The 20943-nt window shown below is 44.0% G+C and carries 15 protein-coding genes and 2 pseudogenes; 16 read left to right on the top strand and 1 reads right to left on the bottom strand.

Annotation, left to right across the window (positions count from 1 at the left end):
* The first annotated feature begins 29 nt into the window (after positions 1-29).
* The 10 genes and pseudogenes from FNY10_RS13130 (at position 30) to FNY10_RS13085 (ending at position 11794) form a co-directional block, all read left to right on the top strand.
* Positions 30-1307, top strand: coding sequence for a right-handed parallel beta-helix repeat-containing protein (locus tag FNY10_RS13130; protein ID WP_160702741.1), 1278 nt, complete (start codon positions 30-32; stop codon positions 1305-1307).
* A 186-nt stretch (positions 1308-1493) separates the two neighbouring features.
* Positions 1494-2900 (top strand): NADP-dependent phosphogluconate dehydrogenase, encoded by a 1407-nt coding sequence (gene gndA / locus FNY10_RS13125; RefSeq protein WP_160702739.1) that lies wholly within the window; start codon positions 1494-1496, stop codon positions 2898-2900.
* Between the two features lie 216 nt (positions 2901-3116).
* Positions 3117-4181 carry a dTDP-glucose 4,6-dehydratase gene (gene rfbB / locus FNY10_RS13120; protein WP_160702738.1) on the top strand — a complete coding sequence of 355 codons (1065 nt, stop codon included), beginning with the start codon at positions 3117-3119 and terminating at the stop codon, positions 4179-4181.
* Positions 4182-4219: 38 nt separating this feature from the next.
* Positions 4220-5089, top strand: coding sequence for a glucose-1-phosphate thymidylyltransferase RfbA (rfbA, locus tag FNY10_RS13115; protein ID WP_160702736.1), 870 nt, complete (start codon positions 4220-4222; stop codon positions 5087-5089).
* Positions 5089-6012 carry a dTDP-4-dehydrorhamnose reductase gene (rfbD, locus tag FNY10_RS13110; protein ID WP_416309037.1) on the top strand — a complete coding sequence of 308 codons (924 nt, stop codon included), beginning with the start codon at positions 5089-5091 and terminating at the stop codon, positions 6010-6012. Before rfbA ends, rfbD begins: the two co-directional genes overlap by 1 nt.
* An 11-nt stretch (positions 6013-6023) precedes the next feature.
* Positions 6024-6578 carry a dTDP-4-dehydrorhamnose 3,5-epimerase gene (gene rfbC / locus FNY10_RS13105; RefSeq protein ID WP_046852079.1) on the top strand — a complete coding sequence of 185 codons (555 nt, stop codon included), beginning with the start codon at positions 6024-6026 and terminating at the stop codon, positions 6576-6578.
* Positions 6579-6753: 175 nt separating this feature from the next.
* Positions 6754-7920: a UDP-glucose 6-dehydrogenase gene (gene ugd, locus FNY10_RS13100; protein WP_160702732.1), complete on the top strand. Its 1167-nt coding sequence runs from the start codon at positions 6754-6756 to the stop codon at positions 7918-7920.
* Between the two features lie 216 nt (positions 7921-8136).
* A complete protein-coding gene (locus tag FNY10_RS13095; RefSeq protein ID WP_160702730.1) occupies positions 8137-9969 on the top strand; it encodes an acyltransferase family protein in 1833 nt (610 codons plus the stop codon).
* Between the two features lie 149 nt (positions 9970-10118).
* Positions 10119-10229: pseudogene (locus FNY10_RS13090) on the top strand (UDP-glucose 6-dehydrogenase); the annotation flags it as partial.
* Between the two features lie 319 nt (positions 10230-10548).
* A pseudogene (locus FNY10_RS13085) lies at positions 10549-11794 on the top strand (IS3 family transposase).
* Between the two features lie 147 nt (positions 11795-11941).
* Here the strand turns inward: FNY10_RS13085 and FNY10_RS13080 are convergent.
* Positions 11942-12946 (bottom strand): NAD-dependent epimerase, encoded by a 1005-nt coding sequence (locus FNY10_RS13080; protein WP_131048093.1) that lies wholly within the window; start codon positions 12944-12946, stop codon positions 11942-11944.
* A gap of 1366 nt (positions 12947-14312) precedes the next feature.
* On the opposite strand from FNY10_RS13080, the gene FNY10_RS13075 reads away from it, so the two are divergent.
* Genes FNY10_RS13075 through FNY10_RS13050 form a run of 6 tightly spaced genes read left to right on the top strand, consistent with a single transcriptional unit; the run spans position 14313 to position 20939 of the window.
* Positions 14313-15080: an ABC transporter permease gene (locus tag FNY10_RS13075; RefSeq protein WP_100685899.1), complete on the top strand. Its 768-nt coding sequence runs from the start codon at positions 14313-14315 to the stop codon at positions 15078-15080.
* Positions 15080-15820, top strand: a complete 741-nt coding sequence (locus FNY10_RS13070; protein WP_100685874.1) for an ABC transporter ATP-binding protein — start codon at positions 15080-15082, stop codon at positions 15818-15820. The genes FNY10_RS13075 and FNY10_RS13070 overlap by 1 nt, the downstream gene beginning before the upstream one ends.
* A gap of 14 nt (positions 15821-15834) precedes the next feature.
* Positions 15835-17733 carry a DUF4422 domain-containing protein gene (locus FNY10_RS13065; protein ID WP_160702728.1) on the top strand — a complete coding sequence of 633 codons (1899 nt, stop codon included), beginning with the start codon at positions 15835-15837 and terminating at the stop codon, positions 17731-17733.
* A gap of 18 nt (positions 17734-17751) precedes the next feature.
* Positions 17752-18906: a UDP-galactopyranose mutase gene (gene glf / locus FNY10_RS13060; RefSeq protein WP_160702726.1), complete on the top strand. Its 1155-nt coding sequence runs from the start codon at positions 17752-17754 to the stop codon at positions 18904-18906.
* Positions 18903-19793: a glycosyltransferase gene (locus tag FNY10_RS13055; protein ID WP_131048091.1), complete on the top strand. Its 891-nt coding sequence runs from the start codon at positions 18903-18905 to the stop codon at positions 19791-19793. The genes glf and FNY10_RS13055 overlap by 4 nt, the downstream gene beginning before the upstream one ends.
* The gene (locus FNY10_RS13050) at positions 19794-20939 is read left to right on the top strand and encodes a glycosyltransferase family 4 protein (protein WP_160702724.1); all 1146 of its coding nucleotides are present in this window, start codon (positions 19794-19796) and stop codon (positions 20937-20939) included.
* The last annotated feature ends 4 nt before the right edge of the window (positions 20940-20943 follow it).

The following is a 20943-nucleotide window of genomic DNA, read 5'->3' as shown; positions in this document are numbered from 1 at the left end:
AGAAAATGATTATTAATTAAGGATATTGCATGAATCGAAGATTTTTTGTAAAAAAAGTGCTTGCAATTAGTGCAATTTTCCCGCTGTCGAAACTCGCTATCGCAAATGAGGTTTCATGCGTCGGTAATGGGGCATGCACTATAAATATATTAGATTATGGGTGTCGCATCCATCAAAATGGTAACCAATATTTTGACAATAGAAAACCCCTTCAAAATATATTAGATGCTTGTTCTTTACTAAGCCTTAAAAAAAATTATCGAGTAACAATATATATACCAAAAGGAGTGTTTTTCTTATCAGCTACTACTTCCAATGAAAATGTCATTGGCGCTTTTTGTTTACTGATGCGTAGTAACTTAGTTATCAAAGGTGAAGGAACATTAAAGCTATTACCACGTCAATATGGAAATGGTGCGTACTTTCGCATTTTGGCGAGTGATAAAAATAATAGAATTGAAAACTGCGATATTATAGGTATCACCTTTGATGGGAATTCATCGCTTCAAACTGATGGCATTCAGGCGAGCAATATTTTATTAGAGTGTAAGAGTAATATTAAAATATCAAAAGTCACAAGCATTAATGCTAACGGTAATGGAATATTAGTGCGAGGTGGAGTATCTCAAGACCTCTCAGTTACAAATGTAACTATTGATAATTGTGTTGTTAATAATTGTAAAAAAATTGGCATACAAGTCAGCCAATTTCGAGGGTTAAGCATCCATGACAATGCCGTTTCGCACTGCGGAGATAATGGTATTGATATTTATGGTGATTTAGGGAAAGGATTTTCTAATGTAACTAACGGAAATGATTTCTCTATATTTAACAATGAAGTATCTTTTTGCCTTAATGGTGTTTTCCCTGAAACTGTTTCAAATGGTAAGGTATATAATAATAATTTATCTAACATGAAAGAATCTGGGGTTCACGTCAATCGGATTCATGGCTTGCCAAATAATATTACAATTGAAGGTAACTCTATATCTCATTCTTCTTCAGGTATGTACTTTACTGGAGATATGAAAAATGTGATAGTCAACAATAACGAATTGTCATATATAACTGATTCTTTTTTTTCCTTTGGTGGGGGGAAAGGAAATGCTTCAGGTGTCAAAATAACAAACAATACCATATTTATTGATGATTCGACCGGTGTCTTGTCATCATTCAATGGTCAAGGGATAAGAAATATTAATATTGATAATAACAAGGTTACAGGAAAAAATAATCATCGAACTAATATTATATTGAATCGTAGCAACGCAAGTCATGTCGATAACAAGACGGTTATTATTAAGTAGCTTAAAATTTTTTATTTTTTATTATGAGGTGTTTCTATTTTATTTATGGTTCTTTTGCATCACTAATATCAATATACAGTTTTATAATTTAAATCTAGGCTATGCATTTTAATACGTTTGAGTTATTATAGTTACTATGTATAGTTATAATTGTATTGAAGCGACCACACCTGACAGGAGTATGTAATGTCTAAGCAACAGATCGGGGTTGTCGGTATGGCAGTGATGGGGCGTAACCTTGCGCTCAACATCGAAAGCCGTGGTTATACCGTCTCTGTTTTCAACCGCTCCCGTGATAAGACCGAAGAAGTGATTGCCGAAAATCCAGGCAAGAAACTGGTCCCGTACTATACCGTGCAAGAGTTTGTTGAATCCCTCGAAACTCCACGCCGCATCCTGTTAATGGTGAAAGCGGGCGCAGGTACCGACAGCGCGATCGATTCCCTTAAGCCGTATCTGGATAAAGGCGACATCATCATCGATGGTGGTAACACCTTCTTCCAGGACACTATCCGTCGTAACCGTGAGCTGTCTGCCGAAGGTTTCAACTTTATCGGTACCGGTGTTTCTGGTGGTGAAGAGGGTGCACTGAAAGGCCCTTCTATCATGCCTGGCGGCCAGAAAGAAGCTTATGAGCTGGTAGCGCCAATTCTCGAGAAAATTGCTGCGCGTGCTGAAGATGGTGAACCATGTGTCGCCTATATTGGTGCTGACGGTGCGGGCCACTATGTCAAAATGGTTCACAACGGTATCGAATATGGCGACATGCAGCTGATTGCCGAAGCCTATGCTTTACTGAAAGGTGGTCTGGCGCTTTCTAATGAAGAACTGGCGACAACCTTTACCGAGTGGAACGAAGGCGAGCTCAGCAGCTACCTGATTGATATCACCAAAGACATCTTCACTAAAAAAGATGAAGAAGGTAAATACCTGGTTGATGTGATTCTTGATGAAGCAGCCAACAAAGGTACCGGTAAATGGACCAGCCAGAGTTCACTGGATCTGGGCGAACCTCTGTCCCTGATTACCGAGTCCGTTTTCGCTCGTTACATCTCTTCTCTGAAAGATCAGCGTGTTGCTGCTTCTAAAGTCCTGACAGGGCCAGAAGCTCAACCAGCAGGTGACAAGGCTGAGTTTGTAGAGAAAGTTCGTCGCGCTTTGTATCTGGGCAAGATCGTTTCTTATGCTCAAGGCTTCTCCCAACTGCGTGCTGCATCGGATGAATACCACTGGGATCTGAACTACGGTGAGATTGCCAAAATTTTCCGTGCGGGTTGCATCATTCGTGCGCAATTCCTGCAGAAGATCACTGATGCTTACGAGCAGAATGCAAGCATTGCTAACCTGCTGTTGGCGCCGTACTTCAAACAGGTTGCTGATGAATATCAGCAGGCGTTGCGTGATGTTGTGGCTTATGCTGTTCAGAACGGTATCCCGGTCCCGACATTCTCTGCTGCCATTGCCTACTACGACAGCTATCGCTCTGCAGTCCTGCCAGCTAACCTGATCCAGGCTCAGCGTGACTATTTCGGTGCCCATACGTATAAGCGTACCGATAAAGAAGGTGTTTTCCACACCGAATGGATTGAATAAAATAATTTCACAAACCCGGGAATAAACTTCCGGGTTTTTTGTGATTATTGCTTTTAATAATTGTCATTCCGAAGAACTATTTCTGTTTTTTCTCTTGTAAGTATACCCTCTTTATCAATTTTTATATACGCCTTCATTAATTGAAGAACATACTTTTCATTTATTACTGATAAGCTATATTCTTCAGTTGAATATAACATTTAAGGTAAGTTAAATATGAAGATCCTTGTCACTGGCGGCGCGGGTTTTATTGGTTCTGCAGTTGTTCGTCATATAATTGAAAATACCCAGGACGAAGTACGCGTGATGGATTGCCTGACTTATGCGGGGAATCTTGAATCCTTGGCGACGGTTGCCGATAGCGAACGTTTCTCCTTTACTCAAACTGATATCACCGATGCAAAATCCGTCTCGGCGCAGTTCAGCGATTTCCGTCCGGATATCGTGATGCACCTGGCGGCAGAAAGCCATGTCGACCGCTCAATTGATGGTCCGGCAGCCTTTATTCAGACTAACCTGATCGGTACCTTTACCCTGCTGGAGGCGGCACGTCACTATTACTCTACCCTGGATGCCGCGCAGAAGCAGGCGTTCCGTTTCCACCATATCTCTACTGATGAAGTTTATGGTGACCTGCACGGCACTGATGACCTGTTTACGGAAGAAACGCCGTATGCGCCGAGCAGTCCGTACTCTGCCTCCAAGGCCGGTAGCGATCACCTGGTTCGTGCCTGGAACCGTACCTACGGTCTGCCGGTAGTGGTGACCAACTGCTCCAATAACTATGGCCCGTATCACTTCCCGGAAAAACTGATCCCGCTGACCATTCTCAATGCGCTGGCGGGTAAACCGCTGCCGGTGTATGGCAACGGCGAACAGATTCGTGACTGGCTCTATGTGGAAGATCACGCACGTGCGCTCTATAAAGTCGCTACCGAGGGTGAGAGCGGTGAAACTTACAACATTGGCGGCCATAACGAACGTAAGAATATTGATGTAGTACGTACTATCTGCGCCATTCTCGATAAAGTCGTAGAACAGAAGCCGGGCAACATCAGCCAGTTTGCCGATCTCATCACCTTTGTGAAAGATCGTCCGGGCCATGATCTGCGCTACGCGATCGATGCGGCAAAAATTCAGCGCGACCTGGGCTGGGTCCCGCAAGAAACTTTTGAAAGTGGAATTGAAAAAACGGTTCACTGGTATCTGAACAATCAGAACTGGTGGCAGCGTGTGCTGGACGGCTCCTATGCCGGTGAACGTCTTGGTCTGAATAACTAATTGTCCTGGCTTGGCTCACTCATTAAGGAAACTGACAAATGAAAGGTATTGTTCTGGCCGGCGGCTCCGGTACGCGTCTGTACCCGATTACCCAAGGTGTCTCCAAACAGCTTCTGCCGATTTACGATAAACCGATGATTTATTATCCGGTGTCTGTGCTGATGCTTTCGGGGATCCGCGATATTCTGATCATCACCACGCCGGAAGATATGCCTGCCTTCCAGCGTCTGCTGGGCGATGGTTCGCAGTTTGGGGTTAACTTCAGCTACGCCATTCAGCCGTCTCCGGACGGTCTGGCGCAGGCCTTTATTATTGGTGAGAAATTTATCGGTAATGATGCCTGTGCGTTAGTGCTGGGTGACAATATTTATTTCGGTCAGAGTTTTGGTAAAAAACTGGAAGCCGCTGCCAGCAAAACATCGGGCGCCACCGTGTTTGGCTATCAGGTGCTCGATCCAGAACGTTTTGGTGTGGTGGAGTTTGATGAAAACTTCCGCGCCTTGTCGATTGAAGAAAAGCCGCTAAAACCAAAATCAGACTGGGCAGTCACCGGACTCTATTTCTACGACAACAATGTTGTGGAAATGGCGAAAGAGGTGAAGCCGTCTGAGCGTGGCGAGCTGGAAATCACCACCCTGAACCAGATGTATCTGGATCGTGGAGATCTGCAGGTTGAACTGCTGGGCCGTGGTTTTGCCTGGCTCGATACCGGTACTCATGACAGCCTGATTGAGGCTTCGCAGTTCATTCACACTATTGAGAAGCGCCAGGGCATGAAAGTGGCCTGTCTGGAAGAGATTGCCTACCGCAATGATTGGCTGAGCGCCGAAGGGGTTGCGGCACAGGCAGAACGGTTGAAGAAAACCGAATATGGCGCTTATCTCAAACGCCTGTTTAACGAACGTTAATCGCCTGCCGATCGCATACAGGGTATTCAATAATGAAAATTTTACTGATTGGTAAAAACGGCCAGGTTGGCTGGGAGCTGCAGCGTTCGCTGTCGACGCTGGGTGAGGTGGTCGCCGTTGATTATTTCGATAAAGAATTATGCGGTGATTTAACGAATCTTGAAGGCATTGCGCAAACTGTTCGTCAGGTAAAACCGGACGTCATTGTCAATGCGGCGGCCCACACCGCGGTAGATAAAGCTGAAAGCGAGCGTGAACTGTCTGACCTGCTGAATGATAAGGGCGTGGCGGTGCTGGCGGAAGAGTCGGCAAAACTGGGGGCGCTGATGGTCCACTACTCTACCGACTATGTGTTTGACGGTCTGGGTAGCCATTATCGCCAGGAAGATGAGGCCACCGGGCCGCTCAACGTCTATGGCGAAACCAAACGTGCCGGAGAAATTGCGCTGGAGCAGGGGAATCCCCGCCATCTGATCTTCCGCACCAGTTGGGTCTATGCAACGCGTGGGGCGAACTTTGCCAAAACCATGCTGCGCCTGGCCGCTGAAAAAGAGACGCTGTCGATCATTAACGATCAGCACGGCGCGCCGACCGGGGCAGAGCTGCTGGCAGACTGCACTGCCATCGCCATCCGTGAAGAGTTGCGTAATAAATCGGTTGCCGGAACCTACCATCTGGTCGCCAGCGGTGAAACGAGCTGGTATGACTATGCCCGCTTTGTTTTTGACGTGGCACGAGCTAACGGCGTGCAGCTGGCTATCAATGAGGTTAACGGGATCCCGACAACGGCCTATCCAACACCGGCAAAACGTCCGCTGAATTCCCGCCTGTCGAATGAGAAATTCCAGCGCGTATTTGGTGTCACGCTCCCGGACTGGCGTCAGGGTGTAGAGCGCGTGGTCGTTGAAGTTTCAGGCAAGTAAGGGCATACAAGATGAATATTATTAAAACAGACATTCCTGACGTACTGATTTTCGAACCTCGCGTGTTCGGCGATGCGCGTGGTTTTTTCTTCGAAAGCTTCAGCAGCAAGGTGTTTGACGAGGCGGTCGGTCGTCATGTTGAGTTTGTGCAGGACAACCACTCGCAGTCGCAGAAGGGCGTGCTGCGCGGTCTACACTACCAGTTGGATCCGCACTCACAGGGCAAACTGGTGCGTTGTACGGAAGGGGAAGTGTTCGATGTGGCGGTGGATGTCCGTCGTTCATCGCCAACCTTTGGCCAGTGGGTCGGGGTGGTGCTGAGTGCGGAAAACAAACGTCAGCTGTGGATCCCGGAAGGGTTTGCGCATGGATTTATGGCGCTGAGCGAGACGGTGCAGTTTGTCTATAAAGCGACCAACTACTACGCCCCGCAGTCAGAGCGTAGCATTCTCTGGAATGATCCGGATATTGGCATTAACTGGCCTGAACTGGACGGCTGCACGCTTTCTTTGTCAGAGAAAGATATGCAGGCCCATACTCTGGCAACCGCTGAAGTGTATAAATAAATATTCTATTGATGATTATTTATGCTTCCTGAAAAGGCCCGACCAGGGCCTTTTTAAGAGCGCCATTTTGTGCCTTTCTTGACACTTATCTTCTCAAAGAGTACAACCGGCAGAAGTGTTGATCACAGGGTGGCTACTATGCCGCCGTCCAGTTAACTGATTAAAGTGTGAACGAATGAAAATTACTATTTCCGGTACCGGTTATGTTGGTTTATCGAATGGCATCCTGATTGCGCAGAACCACGAAGTGGTCGCGCTGGATATCGTACAATCTAAAGTTGATATGCTGAACCAGAAGATATCGCCGATTGTCGATAAAGAAATTCAGGAATATCTGGCCGAAAAACCACTGAATTTTCGTGCGACAACTGACAAACAAGATGCATATCGCAATGCTGACTATGTCATTATCGCCACACCGACTGACTACGATCCGAAAACTAACTACTTCAATACCTCAACCGTTGAAGCCGTTATTCGTGATGTTGCGGAGATTAACCCCAACGCCGTCATGATCATCAAATCGACCATTCCGGTCGGTTTCACCCGTGATATTAAAGAGCGTCTGGGTATCGACAATGTCATCTTCTCCCCGGAGTTTCTGCGTGAAGGACGTGCTTTGTATGACAACCTTCATCCTTCTCGTATCGTTATTGGTGAACGTTCGGAACGCGCAGAGCGTTTTGCTAACCTGCTGAAGGAAGGCGCAATTAAGCAGGATATCTCAACGCTGTTTACCGATTCGACCGAAGCAGAGGCGATCAAGCTGTTTGCTAATACCTATCTTGCTCTGCGGGTAGCGTATTTCAATGAGCTGGATAGCTATGCGGAAAGCCAGGGTCTCAACAGCAAGCAGATTATCGAAGGTGTTTGCCTGGACCCGCGGATCGGCAATCACTATAACAACCCGTCATTCGGTTACGGCGGATACTGCCTGCCGAAGGATACTAAACAGCTGCTGGCAAACTACGAATCGGTGCCAAACAATATCATCGGTGCGATTGTCGATGCTAACCGTACCCGTAAAGACTTTATTGCTGACTCTATCCTTGCGCGTAAACCGAAAGTGGTTGGGGTTTATCGCCTGATCATGAAGAGCGGCTCAGATAACTTCCGCGCCTCCTCGATTCAAGGGATTATGAAGCGCATTAAAGCCAAAGGTATTCCGGTTATTATTTACGAACCGGTGATGCAAGAGGATGAGTTCTTTAATTCCCGCGTCGTTCGCGATCTGGATGCCTTCAAACAAGAAGCTGACGTCATCATTTCTAACCGTATGGCGGAAGAGCTGTCTGATGTTGCGGATAAGGTATATACCCGCGATCTGTTTGGTAACGATTAGTTTAAAATAGGATCGGTGAACTTTATAATTTCACCGATCTTTATTGCTTTTTAAAGCATGTTTTTATTTGACTCGCAGTTATTGTAAGTGTTCTGAATGCTTCGATTTTAAAATGAAACTCTTTACTTTTATGAAGAAAGTATATTTTTACATTACATATAACGGTATGTAATGTAAGGATGTGGAGTGTTATCAATTATTCCTTGAGGGGAAAGTATGCCTTTTCGGTTAGATATAAATGGCCTGCGTTTTATAGCCGTATTTTTAGTTGTGGCATTTCATTTTAAAATTCCGCCCTTTGTCGGTGGTTATATGGGAGTGGATATATTTTTTGTCATCTCTGGTTTTTTAATGCATGAGATTTGTACAAAAGACTATGGCGCAAAGGGATGGATGCTCAATTTTTATAAGAAAAGATTCGACAGAATATATCCAGCGTTAATAGCCATGGTTATTTTTTCATTTCTGATTATATCTTTTTCTGAATCTCCATCTGGATTAAAAATAGCTGTAAAACAAGCAGTGAGTGCTGTTTTATTTCTTTCTAATATTTTCTACTGGAAAGAAACTAGCGGTTATTTCTCTGGTGTTTCTGAATCATATTGGTTTTTACATACCTGGTCTCTTTCAGTAGAGTGGCAATTCTATCTTATCTTTCCATTTTTTTTCTTCTGTGCTAAAAAAATATTCAACGGTAAATATTTAACTTTATTTTATTTATTTGCTTTCGCCATTTCTTTCATTTTTTGTATTTTCATAGCAAAAAACCATCAAAATGCAGCTTTTTACCTTCTACCAACCAGAGCGTGGGAGTTATTGCTTGGGGGGATAGTTGCTAGTTTATCGTTCAAAAATAAATATCCAAGAACAACAGAAATTATTTCATTAGCAACAATCGTAATATTCTCTCTATATGTCAAAGAAGGGCTTGGATGGCCGGGGGGATTGACTTTAATCCCTACTTTAGCGGCAGCTGCGATAATACATTCTAATATTGGCAATGATAGAACAATATTAAGATTCAGACCATTTCAATATATTGGTTCGGCATCATATTCGATATATCTATTCCATTGGCCTGTTGTTTCTTATGTATATAATAACAATATTGATTTGAATGCACTGACTAAATTTGTTGCCCTATGTGTTTCTATACTACTTGGTTTTTTTTCTTATAAATACTTAGAACGTTGGAATAAAAAGAAAACATCATGGTTATTTGTCTCGGCTATTGGATTTGTGATTTTATCATCGAGTGCAGCAATGCAAGAAATAACTAAGTATTGGTCATCTGAAAAAGTAATGAAATTAGATCGTTACCAGTCGTACAGTAATAGTGACATGATGAAAAGACAATTTGGTAATAAAGAATTTATTTGTTTTTTATCTACTGAGAATAATGATATTAAAAATTTTGACAAAGAAAATTGTTTGAAACTATCAAGTACGAAAAGAAATATATTATTAATTGGTGACAGCCATGCTGCTGAAATAGCTCTTTCAATGAAAGAGATTTTTCCTGATTACAATGTTCTCCAGGCAACTTCATCTGGTTGCATGCCTTATGTTGGGTCGAGTGGACAGAAAAGATGTAGGGATTTAGTTAATTATGTTTATGATGATTTTCTTATGAACAACAAAGTGGATGCGATATTTATCGCAGCTAACTGGATTGACGGTAAAAATGAAGATGTTGTTCGTGGGTTACTAAGCAGTATAAAAAAAGTTAAGTCAAAAGTCGACAAGGTATTTATAGTTGGGCAAACTAAAGTATTTGATATGGACTTCTTCCGGATAGCTCAAAAGGAAGATGCTAGTCGGCTAGATAACTATAAAACAAATGATTCAGTAAATGTAAATAATACGTTGAGTAAATCTTTTTCAGATGTGGGTTTGAACTATATCAATGTGTTTAATACCGGGTGTATTAAAGATATATGTACTCTTATTGATGAGAATGAAATTCCCTATATGTTTGATACGAACCATCTAACCAAGCCATGGGCGGATAAAACGGTTCGTTATATAAAAAGTATATCGGGTATGTAAAATTCTGTCATTGCTCTTTTGGGTAGTACATCAGCCTTCTTTTCTTATTGTCAGTTGATTTCCAAAATAATTGATTTATAAGATATCCTGATTACAGTTTACGAACAGGAGATGAGAGTGGATTTGTTATTTCATCTCCTGTTCGCGCTCTGGATTCCTTTAAACAAGAAGCTGATGTCATCATTTCTAACCGTATGGCGGAAGAGCTGGCTGATGTTGAGGATAAGGTCTATACCCGCGATCTGTTTGGTAACGATTAGTCTTTTCTGATGCTGAGTGCCAGCGGTGCTGCCGCTGGCCTTATCCCGTCCTTGTCCCTGCTTTCACCAATCTTCTACTTTCCTTATTCGCGATCTCTGTAATGTGATGCAGCCTGTAATTTTGCACTAAACTCATTGCCCGGCCTGCGGTGGTCAGATATGTTAAATCACACCTTGTGAAGAGCTACCGTCACTGAGATGTAGATGCCGGAGATAAGCGCCGGAAGGGAAAAGAAGCCTGCTACGCGGGCTTTTTTTGTTTTTGTTGACCCGTCCTGAATAGCGTTGACACGTTCCTGACTTAAATCCGGAGAACGTGATGATGACTGAGTTCAAACGCACCCAACGTGATTATCCTCTATCCTTTAAAATAGCCGTCGTTGAGCAGGTCGAAAAAGGCGAGATGACCTGTAAACAGGCCCGGCAGTGATATGGCATTCAGGGGCGCTCCACCGTGCTTGTCTGGCTGCGTAAATATGGCCGGCTTGACTGGAGCCCCGGGCTTCCTGACCTGGTGAAGAGGAAACTGCCTGTGGCTCAGACAACTATCCCGCTACACCCGAGCAAAGAATCAGAGAACTCGAAGAACAGCTTGAGCTGGCGAACCAGAAAGCTGAGTTTTTTGAGTCGGTTATCAATGCCCTGAAAAATGATTACGGGGTGAGTGTCGTAAAAAAGCGGCCCGGCAAGTCCTCGCGCAAAGTCAGACATCAAAAATAACCGTTACGCGCGCATGTCAGTTCCTGGGACACAGCAGACAGGCATGGTATCAGGACAACGCAAGGCGCAGAAAACGACAGGAACACCATGCTCAGGTTCTTGAGTTTGTTGCCCGCGTCAGGTGTCGTCAGCCGCGAATCGGTACGCGTAAACTGCATTATCTGCTGAACACTCAGGCCGATAACATGCTGAGTATCGGACGAGACCATCTGTTTAACCTGCTGGATGAACACCGGCTTATGGTGCCCGTGATACGGGCATATCACAAAACCACCAACAGCCATCATCGCTTTTACCGGCATCCGAACCTGCTAAAACCCGGCCCTGAACGGGTTACCGCCCTTGAGCCAGAGCAGGTCTGGGTCGCCGATATGACTTACCTTCCACTGCGCAGCAGCACGGCTTATCTGAGTCTGGTCACAGATGCCTGCTCCAGAAAAATCATGGGTTACCATGTTGGGGAAAACCTGCAGACAGAAAATGTGGTCAAAGCGTTCAGGCAGGCGCTGAGAAGGAGAAAAACTACAGGTCCCCTAGTATATCACTCTGACAGAGGGTTGCAATACTGTTCACCGCTTTATCAGTCAGTCCATGAAAGAAACGGGATAACCTGTTCAATGCCAGATGGTTACGACTGCTACCAGAATGCGCTGGCTGAGCGAGTCAACGGTATCCTGAAAAATGAGTTTTTACTCTCGCGTCCTGCAGACCTTGCGCAGTCCAGAACGATGGTAAAAGAATCCGTGGCAATTTATAACCATGAGCGGCCACATCTGGCCCTGAAATACAAAACGCCCGATGATGTTCATCAGGCGTTTTACAGACAAAAAACTGTCAACCTATAGCAGGACTAGTCATGTAGACATGGGATTGAGCACAAGACAGGCAGGCGTTGCGGCCAACGCGGATGCTCCGGCAACGATTCGGTAACGCGTGGGAAGGATAAAACCGCAACCCGGGCTATTGCGGTTCAGAACGAATCAGGTCACAACTCAGGCGCTGTAATACGCCTTATACCAGTCCACAAAGTTCTTCACGCCATCCTTGACCGACGTCTGCGGTTTAAAGCCCACCAGATCATACAGTGGCTTCGTGTCCGCACTGGTTTCCAGGACATCGCCTGGCTGGATAGGCATCATGTTTTTCTCCGCTTCCATCCCCATCGCTTCTTCCAGAGCGGTGATGTAGTCCATCAACTCCACCGGCGAGCTGTTGCCGATATTGTAGATCCGGTAAGGGGCTGAACTATTGGCCGGCGAGCCATTTTCTACGGTCCATTCAGGGTCTGGCTGCGGAATGACATCCTGCACACGGACAATCGCTTCCACGATGTCATCAATGTAGGTGAAATCGCGCTTCATCTTCCCGTAGTTATAGACGTCGATACTCTTACCTTCCAGCATCGCCCTCGTGAATTTGAACAGCGCCATATCCGGGCGTCCCCACGGGCCATAAACAGTGAAGAAACGTAAGCCGGTGGTGGGAATGCCATAGAGATGAGAGTAGGTATGCGCCATGAGCTCATTGGCTTTTTTGGTGGCCGCATATAAGGAAACCGGGTGATCGACCGAATCATCCGTGGAGAACGGCATCTTGCGATTCAGCCCATACACGGAGCTGGAGGAGGCATACAGCAGATGTTGAACTTTGTTATGTCGGCAGCCTTCCAGAATGTTCAGATAACCAATCAGATTCGCATCAGCATAGGCGTGAGGGTTTTCCAGCGAATAACGCACGCCTGCCTGCGCTGCCAGATGGATCACGCGATCAAACTTCTCAGTAGCGAAAATTTGCGCCATGCCTTCGCGATCGGCGAGATCGGTTTTGTAAAAGCTGAACAGGGGGGATTGCAGGAGATCCAGGCGAGACTGCTTGAGATTAACATCGTAGTAATCGTTCATGTTGTCGATGCCCACAACCTCGTGACCCGCCTCCAGAAGGCGCTGGCTTGCATGAAAGCCGATAAATCCTGCGGCTCCAGTGACTAAAAACTTCATATTCATCCTCCGGGATCGGTGTTCCCCGCTATATATATTTGCTGATTTTACACTGGCTTGCCTTAGGGATCATCTGCTTTACCGTTGCAGGATATAAGTGGGTACCGTAGAACGAGCAGGGGGCATGTGCACCGGGGCGTTGTGAGCGCAGAGGATTCAAGATGAAATTGCAAATGATAATCATTATTGAATTGGTGCGCCTGCATAATAATCATTTCTGCTGGCGATAGTTTTTCGGGTGTGGATGCAAGCCCAGCGGGGGAAGACAGAGTCTGTTCAATATTGTTTCTTTTTATATATTTTCCGAACAATTCCTGAATAATCATTCAGCATTACTATCGTAATGATAACAGTGAAGACTATTTTTTCTTTTACTATCATGTGGTTATGTTGTTTTAGTTCGGTGTTCGAATAATGTGCAACGGATGTTTATTTTTGGGCTGAATGGATTGGCTATGCTTTTTCATTTTTATTCTCCCAGACCAGAGCTATAATGCGCGCGGAATTCACAACGTACGGATGCATTATTGATAATGCTCTACAACGTATCCTGCGAAGCTACGGGCGAAACCACCGTGGAAGAAAAGTCAAACCCGCTTTTATGTCAAAGAGGGGGAGAAAGAGTGTTACCTGGTGGTGCTACCGGTATCTGCCCGCGAACTTGATACTCTGCGTGACTCACGTCGCGATGCGTAATCCAGCCGTATGGCTATCGCAGCCATACTGTTGAGAGTGACGTATTTTTTGGGTTTCAAGGGTGAAATGAGAAAGTCCCGATAGATAGGATGCCATAAACTGGGGAGAGTAGTGGTGCATTTGTTGCCGTGTGGTGATGGATGCGAGTCCGGAGAGCTGCGATGAATACAGCTGTCCGTGTGTTTTAGCTTTTTAGCTGAACGCTGACGAGTCTGTTGATGGCTTCATGAACTCTGCGCCAGCAACGATTATTGAGCTAACGATGAGTGTATCCTCCTCGTTACGGTAAGACCGGGTAGACAGGCACTTTTGAGAGGGGAGTCCGCGTTTTGGTTGCGATAGCCAATGGCGGTAGCGTGTCTGAATTTCAGAATAAACCCGCGGTTACGATTTAACATTTTGTTTACAAAACGAAGGGATGTTTTATGTGTTTCCACCAGAACCACATTTTCATTCAGCTTTTACTGAGGTTAGGGCTTATATCCGGTTTTGCAGTGTTGACCTGTGCGGAAGCCATCGTTCGCAGATTGCTTTCGCAAAATAATGTTACAATTGGTCTCCAGTTATGGGAATAGCTGTTCGCCTCTTGAACGCAGCAGATGTTATCGATAATTCTGTTTGATACATATTACGTACGGAATTTTTTGTAGAATAATTTATGAGTATAAAAATGAAGTATAATATAGGGTATTTATTTGATCTTCTTGTTGTCATAACAAACAAAGATTTAAAGGTGCGTTATAAAAGCAGCGTATTTGGTTACCTGTGGTCAATTGCAAACCCGCTGCTATTTGCAATGATATATTATTTCATTTTTAAGCTCGTTATGCGAGTGCAGATTCCGAATTATACTCTTTTCTTGATTACCGGATTATTTCCATGGCAATGGTTTGCCAGCTCGGCAACCAACTCCCTGTTCTCTTTTATAGCCAATGCGCAAATAATCAAAAAGACGGTGTTTCCGCGTTCAGTCATACCGTTGAGTAATGTCATGATGGAAGGGCTACATTTCTTGTGTACGATTCCGGTGATTATTGCATTCCTGTTCGTCTATGGTATGCGTCCGTCGCTATCATGGATCTGGGGCGTACCCATCATTGCACTGGGTCAGGTGATTTTTACCTTTGGTATCTCAATCATATTCTCTACGCTAAACCTGTTCTTCAGGGACTTAGAGCGATTTGTCAGCCTTGGCATCATGCTCATGTTTTATTGCACACCGATATTATATGCGTCAGATATGATTCCGGAAAAATTTAGCTGGATTATTACCTATAATCCTCTGGCAAGCATGATCCTCAGCTGGCGGCAGCTGTTCATGGATGGCGTCTTAAATTATGAATATATTTCAATCCTTTATATTACGGGTTTAGTCCTGACAATTGTGGGCCTGAGTATTTTTAATAAATTAAAATATCGATTTGCAGAGATTTTGTAATGGAACCAGTAATAAATTTTAGTCACGTTACGAAAGAGTATCCGCTTTACCACCATATTGGCTCAGGCATTAAGGATCTCGTATTTCACCCGAAAAGAGCTTTTCAGCTGTTAAAAGGGCGTAAATATCTTGCGATCGAAGATATCACCTTCACCGTTGGTAAAGGCGAGGCCGTCGCCCTGATTGGCCGTAACGGAGCAGGGAAAAGTACCTCTCTCGGGCTGGTGGCCGGGGTGATTAAGCCAACGAAAGGCACAGTCACCACTCAGGGGCGTGTTGCCTCGATGCTTGAGTTAGGCGGCGGCTTTCATCCTGAATTAACCGGTCGGGAAAATATTTTTCTCAATGCGACCCTGCTTGGTCTACGCCGCAAAGAAGTTCAGCAGCGCATGGATCGGATAGTAGAGTTCTCCGAGTTAGGGGATTTCATTGACGAGCCTATTCGCGTGTATTCGAGTGGTATGCTGGCGAAACTCGGATTCTCTGTCATCAGTCAGGTAGAACCCGATATCCTTATTATCGATGAAGTCCTTGCTGTTGGTGATATTTCGTTCCAGGCCAAGTGTATCCAGACAATAAAAGACTTCAAAAATAAAGGTGTAACGATATTATTCGTTAGCCATAATATGAGTGATGTTGAAAAAATCTGTGATCGGGTTGTTTGGATCGAAGACCACAAACTCCGCGAAATTGGCTCAGCTGAGAGAATCATCGAACTCTACAGACAAGCAATGGCTTAATAATTGGTAATAAGATGAACAGTATTAAAATTTACACATGTCACCACAAACCCAGTGCTTTTCTAAACGCCTCTATTATTAAACCACTGCATGTCGGGAAAGCGAATACCTACAATGATATTGGCTGTGAAGGAGATGATAGCGGAGACAACATTTCCTTTAAAAATCCTTTTTATTGTGAGCTGACAGCCCATTATTGGGTGTGGAAGAATGAATCCCTCGCTGATTATGTTGGATTCATGCATTACCGTCGACATCTGAACTTTTCCGAACAACAAAATCATCCTGAGGATAACTGGGGAGTGGTCAACTACCCGGCGATCAATGCTGAATATGAAAATCAGTTCGGATTAAGTGATGAGTCTATACAGACCTGCGTCGATGGATATGATCTGCTGTTACCTAAAAAATGGTCGGTAACATTCGCAGGGAGTAAAAATAACCTTGATCATTATACAAAAGGTGAATTTTTACATATCAAAGATTATCAGTCCGCCCTGGAAGTTGTTGAAGAGTTGTATCCGACATATAAAGATGCGATTCAACAATTCAATAATGCAACGGATGGCTATTACACGAACATGTTTGTTATGCGCAAAGACATGTTTGTGGATTATTCAGAATGGCTTTTTGCTATTTTGTCTAATCTTGAAAACCGGATTTCGATGAATAACTATAATGCTCAAGAGAAACGTGTGATTGGACACATTGCTGAGCGTTTATTCAATATCTATATCATTAAATGTCAACAAGATAAACAGCTAAAAATAAAAGAACTACAGCGCACGTTTGTCACTGCTGAAACATTTAATGGTAAATTAAATCCTGTTTTTGACGCTGAGACAAGTGTTCCGGTTGTTATCAGCTTTGATAATAACTATGCATTAAGTGGCGGGGCATTAATAAATTCAATCGTGCGCCATTCTGATGCGAACAAGAACTATGATATTGTTGTTCTGGAAAACAAGGTTAGTCATCTAAATAAAAAACGCCTTATCAATCTGGTTGCTGGTCATAACAACATATCGTTGCGCTTTTTCGATGTGAATTCATTCACTGAGATAAGCGATGTGCATACCCGCGCGCATTTTAGTGCCTCGACCTATGCCCGCTTGTTCATTCCGCAACTTTTCCGTGATTATAAAAAAGTTGTGTTTATCGATTCTGATACCGTCGTGAAGGCCGATCTGGCGACGCTTCTGGATGTTAATATCGGTAGCAATTTGGTTGCTGCGGTTAAAGATATTGTCATGGAAGGGTTTGTGAAGTTTGGCACGATGTCAGAATCTGATGATGGCATTATGCCCGCAGAGCAGTACCTGAAAAAGACATTAGGAATGACGAATCCTGACGCATATTTCCAGGCCGGGATTATCGTTTTCAATGTCGAACAAATGGTTAAAGAGAACACCTTTGCTCAGTTGATGGCAGCCCTGAAAGCCAAAAAATATTGGTTCTTAGATCAGGATATCATGAACAAAGTGTTCTTTGGCAGAGTCGAGTTTTTACCGCTGGAATGGAACGTATACCATGGCAATGGTAATACCGATGATTTCTTCCCAAACCTCAAGTTCGCGACCTATATGCGTTTTCTGCAGGCCAGAAGAAATCCGAAAATGATTCACTATGCGGGTGAAAACAAACCATGGAATACTGAGAAAGTCGATTTCTATGATGATTTTCTGGAAAATGTTTTAAATACCCCATGGGAAAAAGAAGTTTACTATCGCCAGTTACCTGTGGCCTCGGCAGGACATAACCAGAATAGTGAACTGAAGCAAACTGTGTTGCTGCAGACAAAGATTAAAAGAACTTTGATGCCATATGTTAATAAATATGCTCCTGTCGGTTCACCAAGAAGAAATAAGCTCATTAAATATTATTATAAAGTTCGCCGTACGATTCTTGGCTAATGCAACTGGAGACACATTATGAAGCGTAACAATATTCTCATCGTCGGCGCAGGTTTTTCAGGCGTGGTCATTGCCCGTCAACTTGCTGAACAAGGTCACAAAGTTAAAATTATCGATCAGCGAGACCATATCGGCGGAAATTCGTATGACACCCGCGATCCGCAGACTGATGTCATGGTACATGTTTACGGCCCGCACATTTTCCATACGGACAATGAAACCGTCTGGAACTACGTCAACCAGTATGCGGAAATGATGCCCTATGTGAACAGAGTAAAAGCCACGGTCAATGGCCAGGTTTTTTCTCTGCCAATTAATCTGCATACCATTAATCAGTTTTTTGCTAAAACCTGCTCTCCTGATGAGGCGCGGGCGCTCATTAGCGAAAAAGGCGATAGTTCCATTATGGAACCGAAGACTTTTGAAGAGCAGGCCTTGCGTTTCATTGGTAAAGAACTATACGAAGCGTTCTTCAAAGGCTACACCATTAAACAGTGGGGGATGCAGCCTTCTGTACTTCCGGCATCAATACTTAAACGTTTGCCGGTACGTTTCAATTATGACGATAATTACTTTAATCATAAATTCCAGGGAATGCCGAAGTTTGGTTATACCCATATGATTGAAGCGATCGCCGATCATGAAAATATCACTCTGGAATTACAGCGTGAGTTTGCTGCTGAAAATCGCGAAAATTACGATCATGTATTTTATAGCGGCCCACTAGATGCGTTCTACTCATACCAGCACGGGCGTCTTGGCTACCGTACTCTGGACTTTGAGCGATTTACGTATCAAGGTGATTATCAGGGTTGCGCAGTCATGAACTATTGCTCCATTGATGTCCCGTATACGCGCATTACTGAACATAAATATTTTTCCCCGTGGGAGAACCACGAAGGCTCTGTCTGCTATAAGGAATATAGCCGCGCCTGCGGTGAAGATGATATTCCGTACTACCCCATCCGCCAGATGGGCGAAATGGCGCTGCTGGATAAATATTTATCACTGGCTGAAGGTGAGAAAAATATCACTTTCGTCGGACGCTTAGGCACCTATCGCTATCTTGATATGGATGTCACGATTGCAGAAGCACTGAAAACGGCCGATAAATACCTGTCTTCATTGTCCAACGACGAAGCGATGCCTGTATTCGTGGCCGAAGTACGATGAAAAATACTGCATTAATAGTCACTTTTAACCGTCTGGAAAAGCTAAAGAAGACGGTTGCTGAAACTGTTAAGCTGAACTTTTCCTCTATTGTTATCGTCAACAACGGTTCCACGGACGGGACCGCTGACTGGCTCCAGACAATCACGGACTCGCGTGTTATTGTTTTGAATCTGGCCAGTAACAACGGTGGCGCCGGAGGTTTCAAGGCCGGTAGTGAATACATATGTCGTTCTGTTGATAGCGATTGGATCTTCTTTTATGACGATGATGCTTATCCGCAAAGTGATATTCTGGATAAGTTTGCCGCGATAAATAAAGCCGATTGTCGTGTTTATACGGCGCTAGTGAAAGACTTGCAGGGCCGTATATGCACGATGAATGTCCCATTCGCAAAAGTTCCGACCTCGTTTAGTGATACCTTGCAATATATCAAGGATCCCCAACGCTTTGTACCAGATAATAAGGAAACGCTGGTCCAGACGGTTTCATTCGTTGGCATGATCATTAAACGTGAAGTTTTGAATGAGCATCTTCAGCATATTTATGATGAGCTTTTTCTTTATTTTGATGACCTTTACTTTGGTTATCAGTTAACTTTAAGTGGCGAGAAAATCTCCTATAATCCGCAGCTTGTGTTTACCCATGATGTGAGTATCCAGGGGAAGGTTATATCGCCTGAGTGGAAGGTTTACTATCTTTGTCGAAATTTGATTTTGGCTAAGAGAATATTCACAGAAGTGGCGGTTTTTAGTCGTTCATCAATCCTTTTACGCCTCTGCAAATATATTTCGATACTCCCACTGCAACGCCGGAAATGGGTATATCTAAAGTTTTTATGCCGTGGGATTATTCATGGTGTAAAAGGAATCAGCGGTAAGTTTCACTAAGTGGACATAGCAATGAAAAAACTGTGTTATTTCATAAATTCGGATTGGTACTTTGATTTGCATTGGACCGATCGTGCAATTGCCGCCCGAGATGCCGGTTATGAGATTCACATTATTAGCCATTTTGTCGAAGATAAAATAGCAAAAAAATTTAAGGCATTAGGTTTTATTTGTCATAACATCCCTCTTGTCGCTCAATCATTCAACATTTTGATTTTCTTTCGGGCCTTTTCTCAGGCGCGGAAAATTATTCAAAATATAAATCCGGACTTGTTGCACTGCATTACGATCAAGCCGTGTTTGATTGGTGGCTTTCTGGCAAAAAGTACCCAGCGGCCTGTTATTTTGAGTTTTGTCGGTTTAGGGCGGGTGTTTTCCGCAGAGTCAGTCGGCCTTAAACTGCTGCGTAATTTTACGGTTATGGCATATAAGTATATCGCCAGTAACAAATGCAGTTTGTTTATGTTCGAACATGATAAAGACAGAGCCAGACTCGCCGACCTTGTTGGTATCGATTACAAGCAAACTATTGTGATTGATGGTGCAGGCATTAACCCCGAGATTTACAAGTATTCTCTGGAGCAACAGCGCGATGTCCCGGTCGTCCTTTTTGCCAGTCGGATGCTGTGGAGTAAAGGACTTGGCGATCTGATTGAAGCCAAAAAAATACTGAGCAATAAAAATATCCACTTTACGCTGAATGTGGCCGGTATCTTAGTGGAAAATGACAAAGACGCGATTCCGCTCGCGACGGTACAGCAGTGGCAAAGTGAAGGCATGATTAACTGGCTTGGTCATTGCTCTAATGTCTTTGATTTGATTGAAGAATCAAATATCGTTGCTTTGCCGTCAGTCTATGCTGAAGGCGTACCGCGTATTTTGCTGGAAGCCTCTTCGGTAGGGCGCGCTTGTATTGCTTATGATGTTGGTGGCTGCGATAGTTTAATTATCAATAACGATAATGGGTTGATTGTAAAAAGTAAATCTGTCGAAGAACTGGCGGAAAAGCTCGGCTTCCTGTTAGATAACCCTGAAACTCGCGTCGCAATGGGCATTAATGGTAGAAAGCGCATTCAGGATAAATTCTCGAGTGTGATGATCATCAATAAAACATTAAAAACATACCGTGATGTTGTTGAAGAGTAGTTTT

This window comes from Klebsiella sp. Lac1 (assembly GCF_009825425.1).
GTDB lineage: Bacteria > Pseudomonadota > Gammaproteobacteria > Enterobacterales > Enterobacteriaceae > Klebsiella > Klebsiella electrica.
Note: the sequence above shows the minus strand (reverse complement) of the source record. Positions and strands in the feature narration are given on the sequence as shown.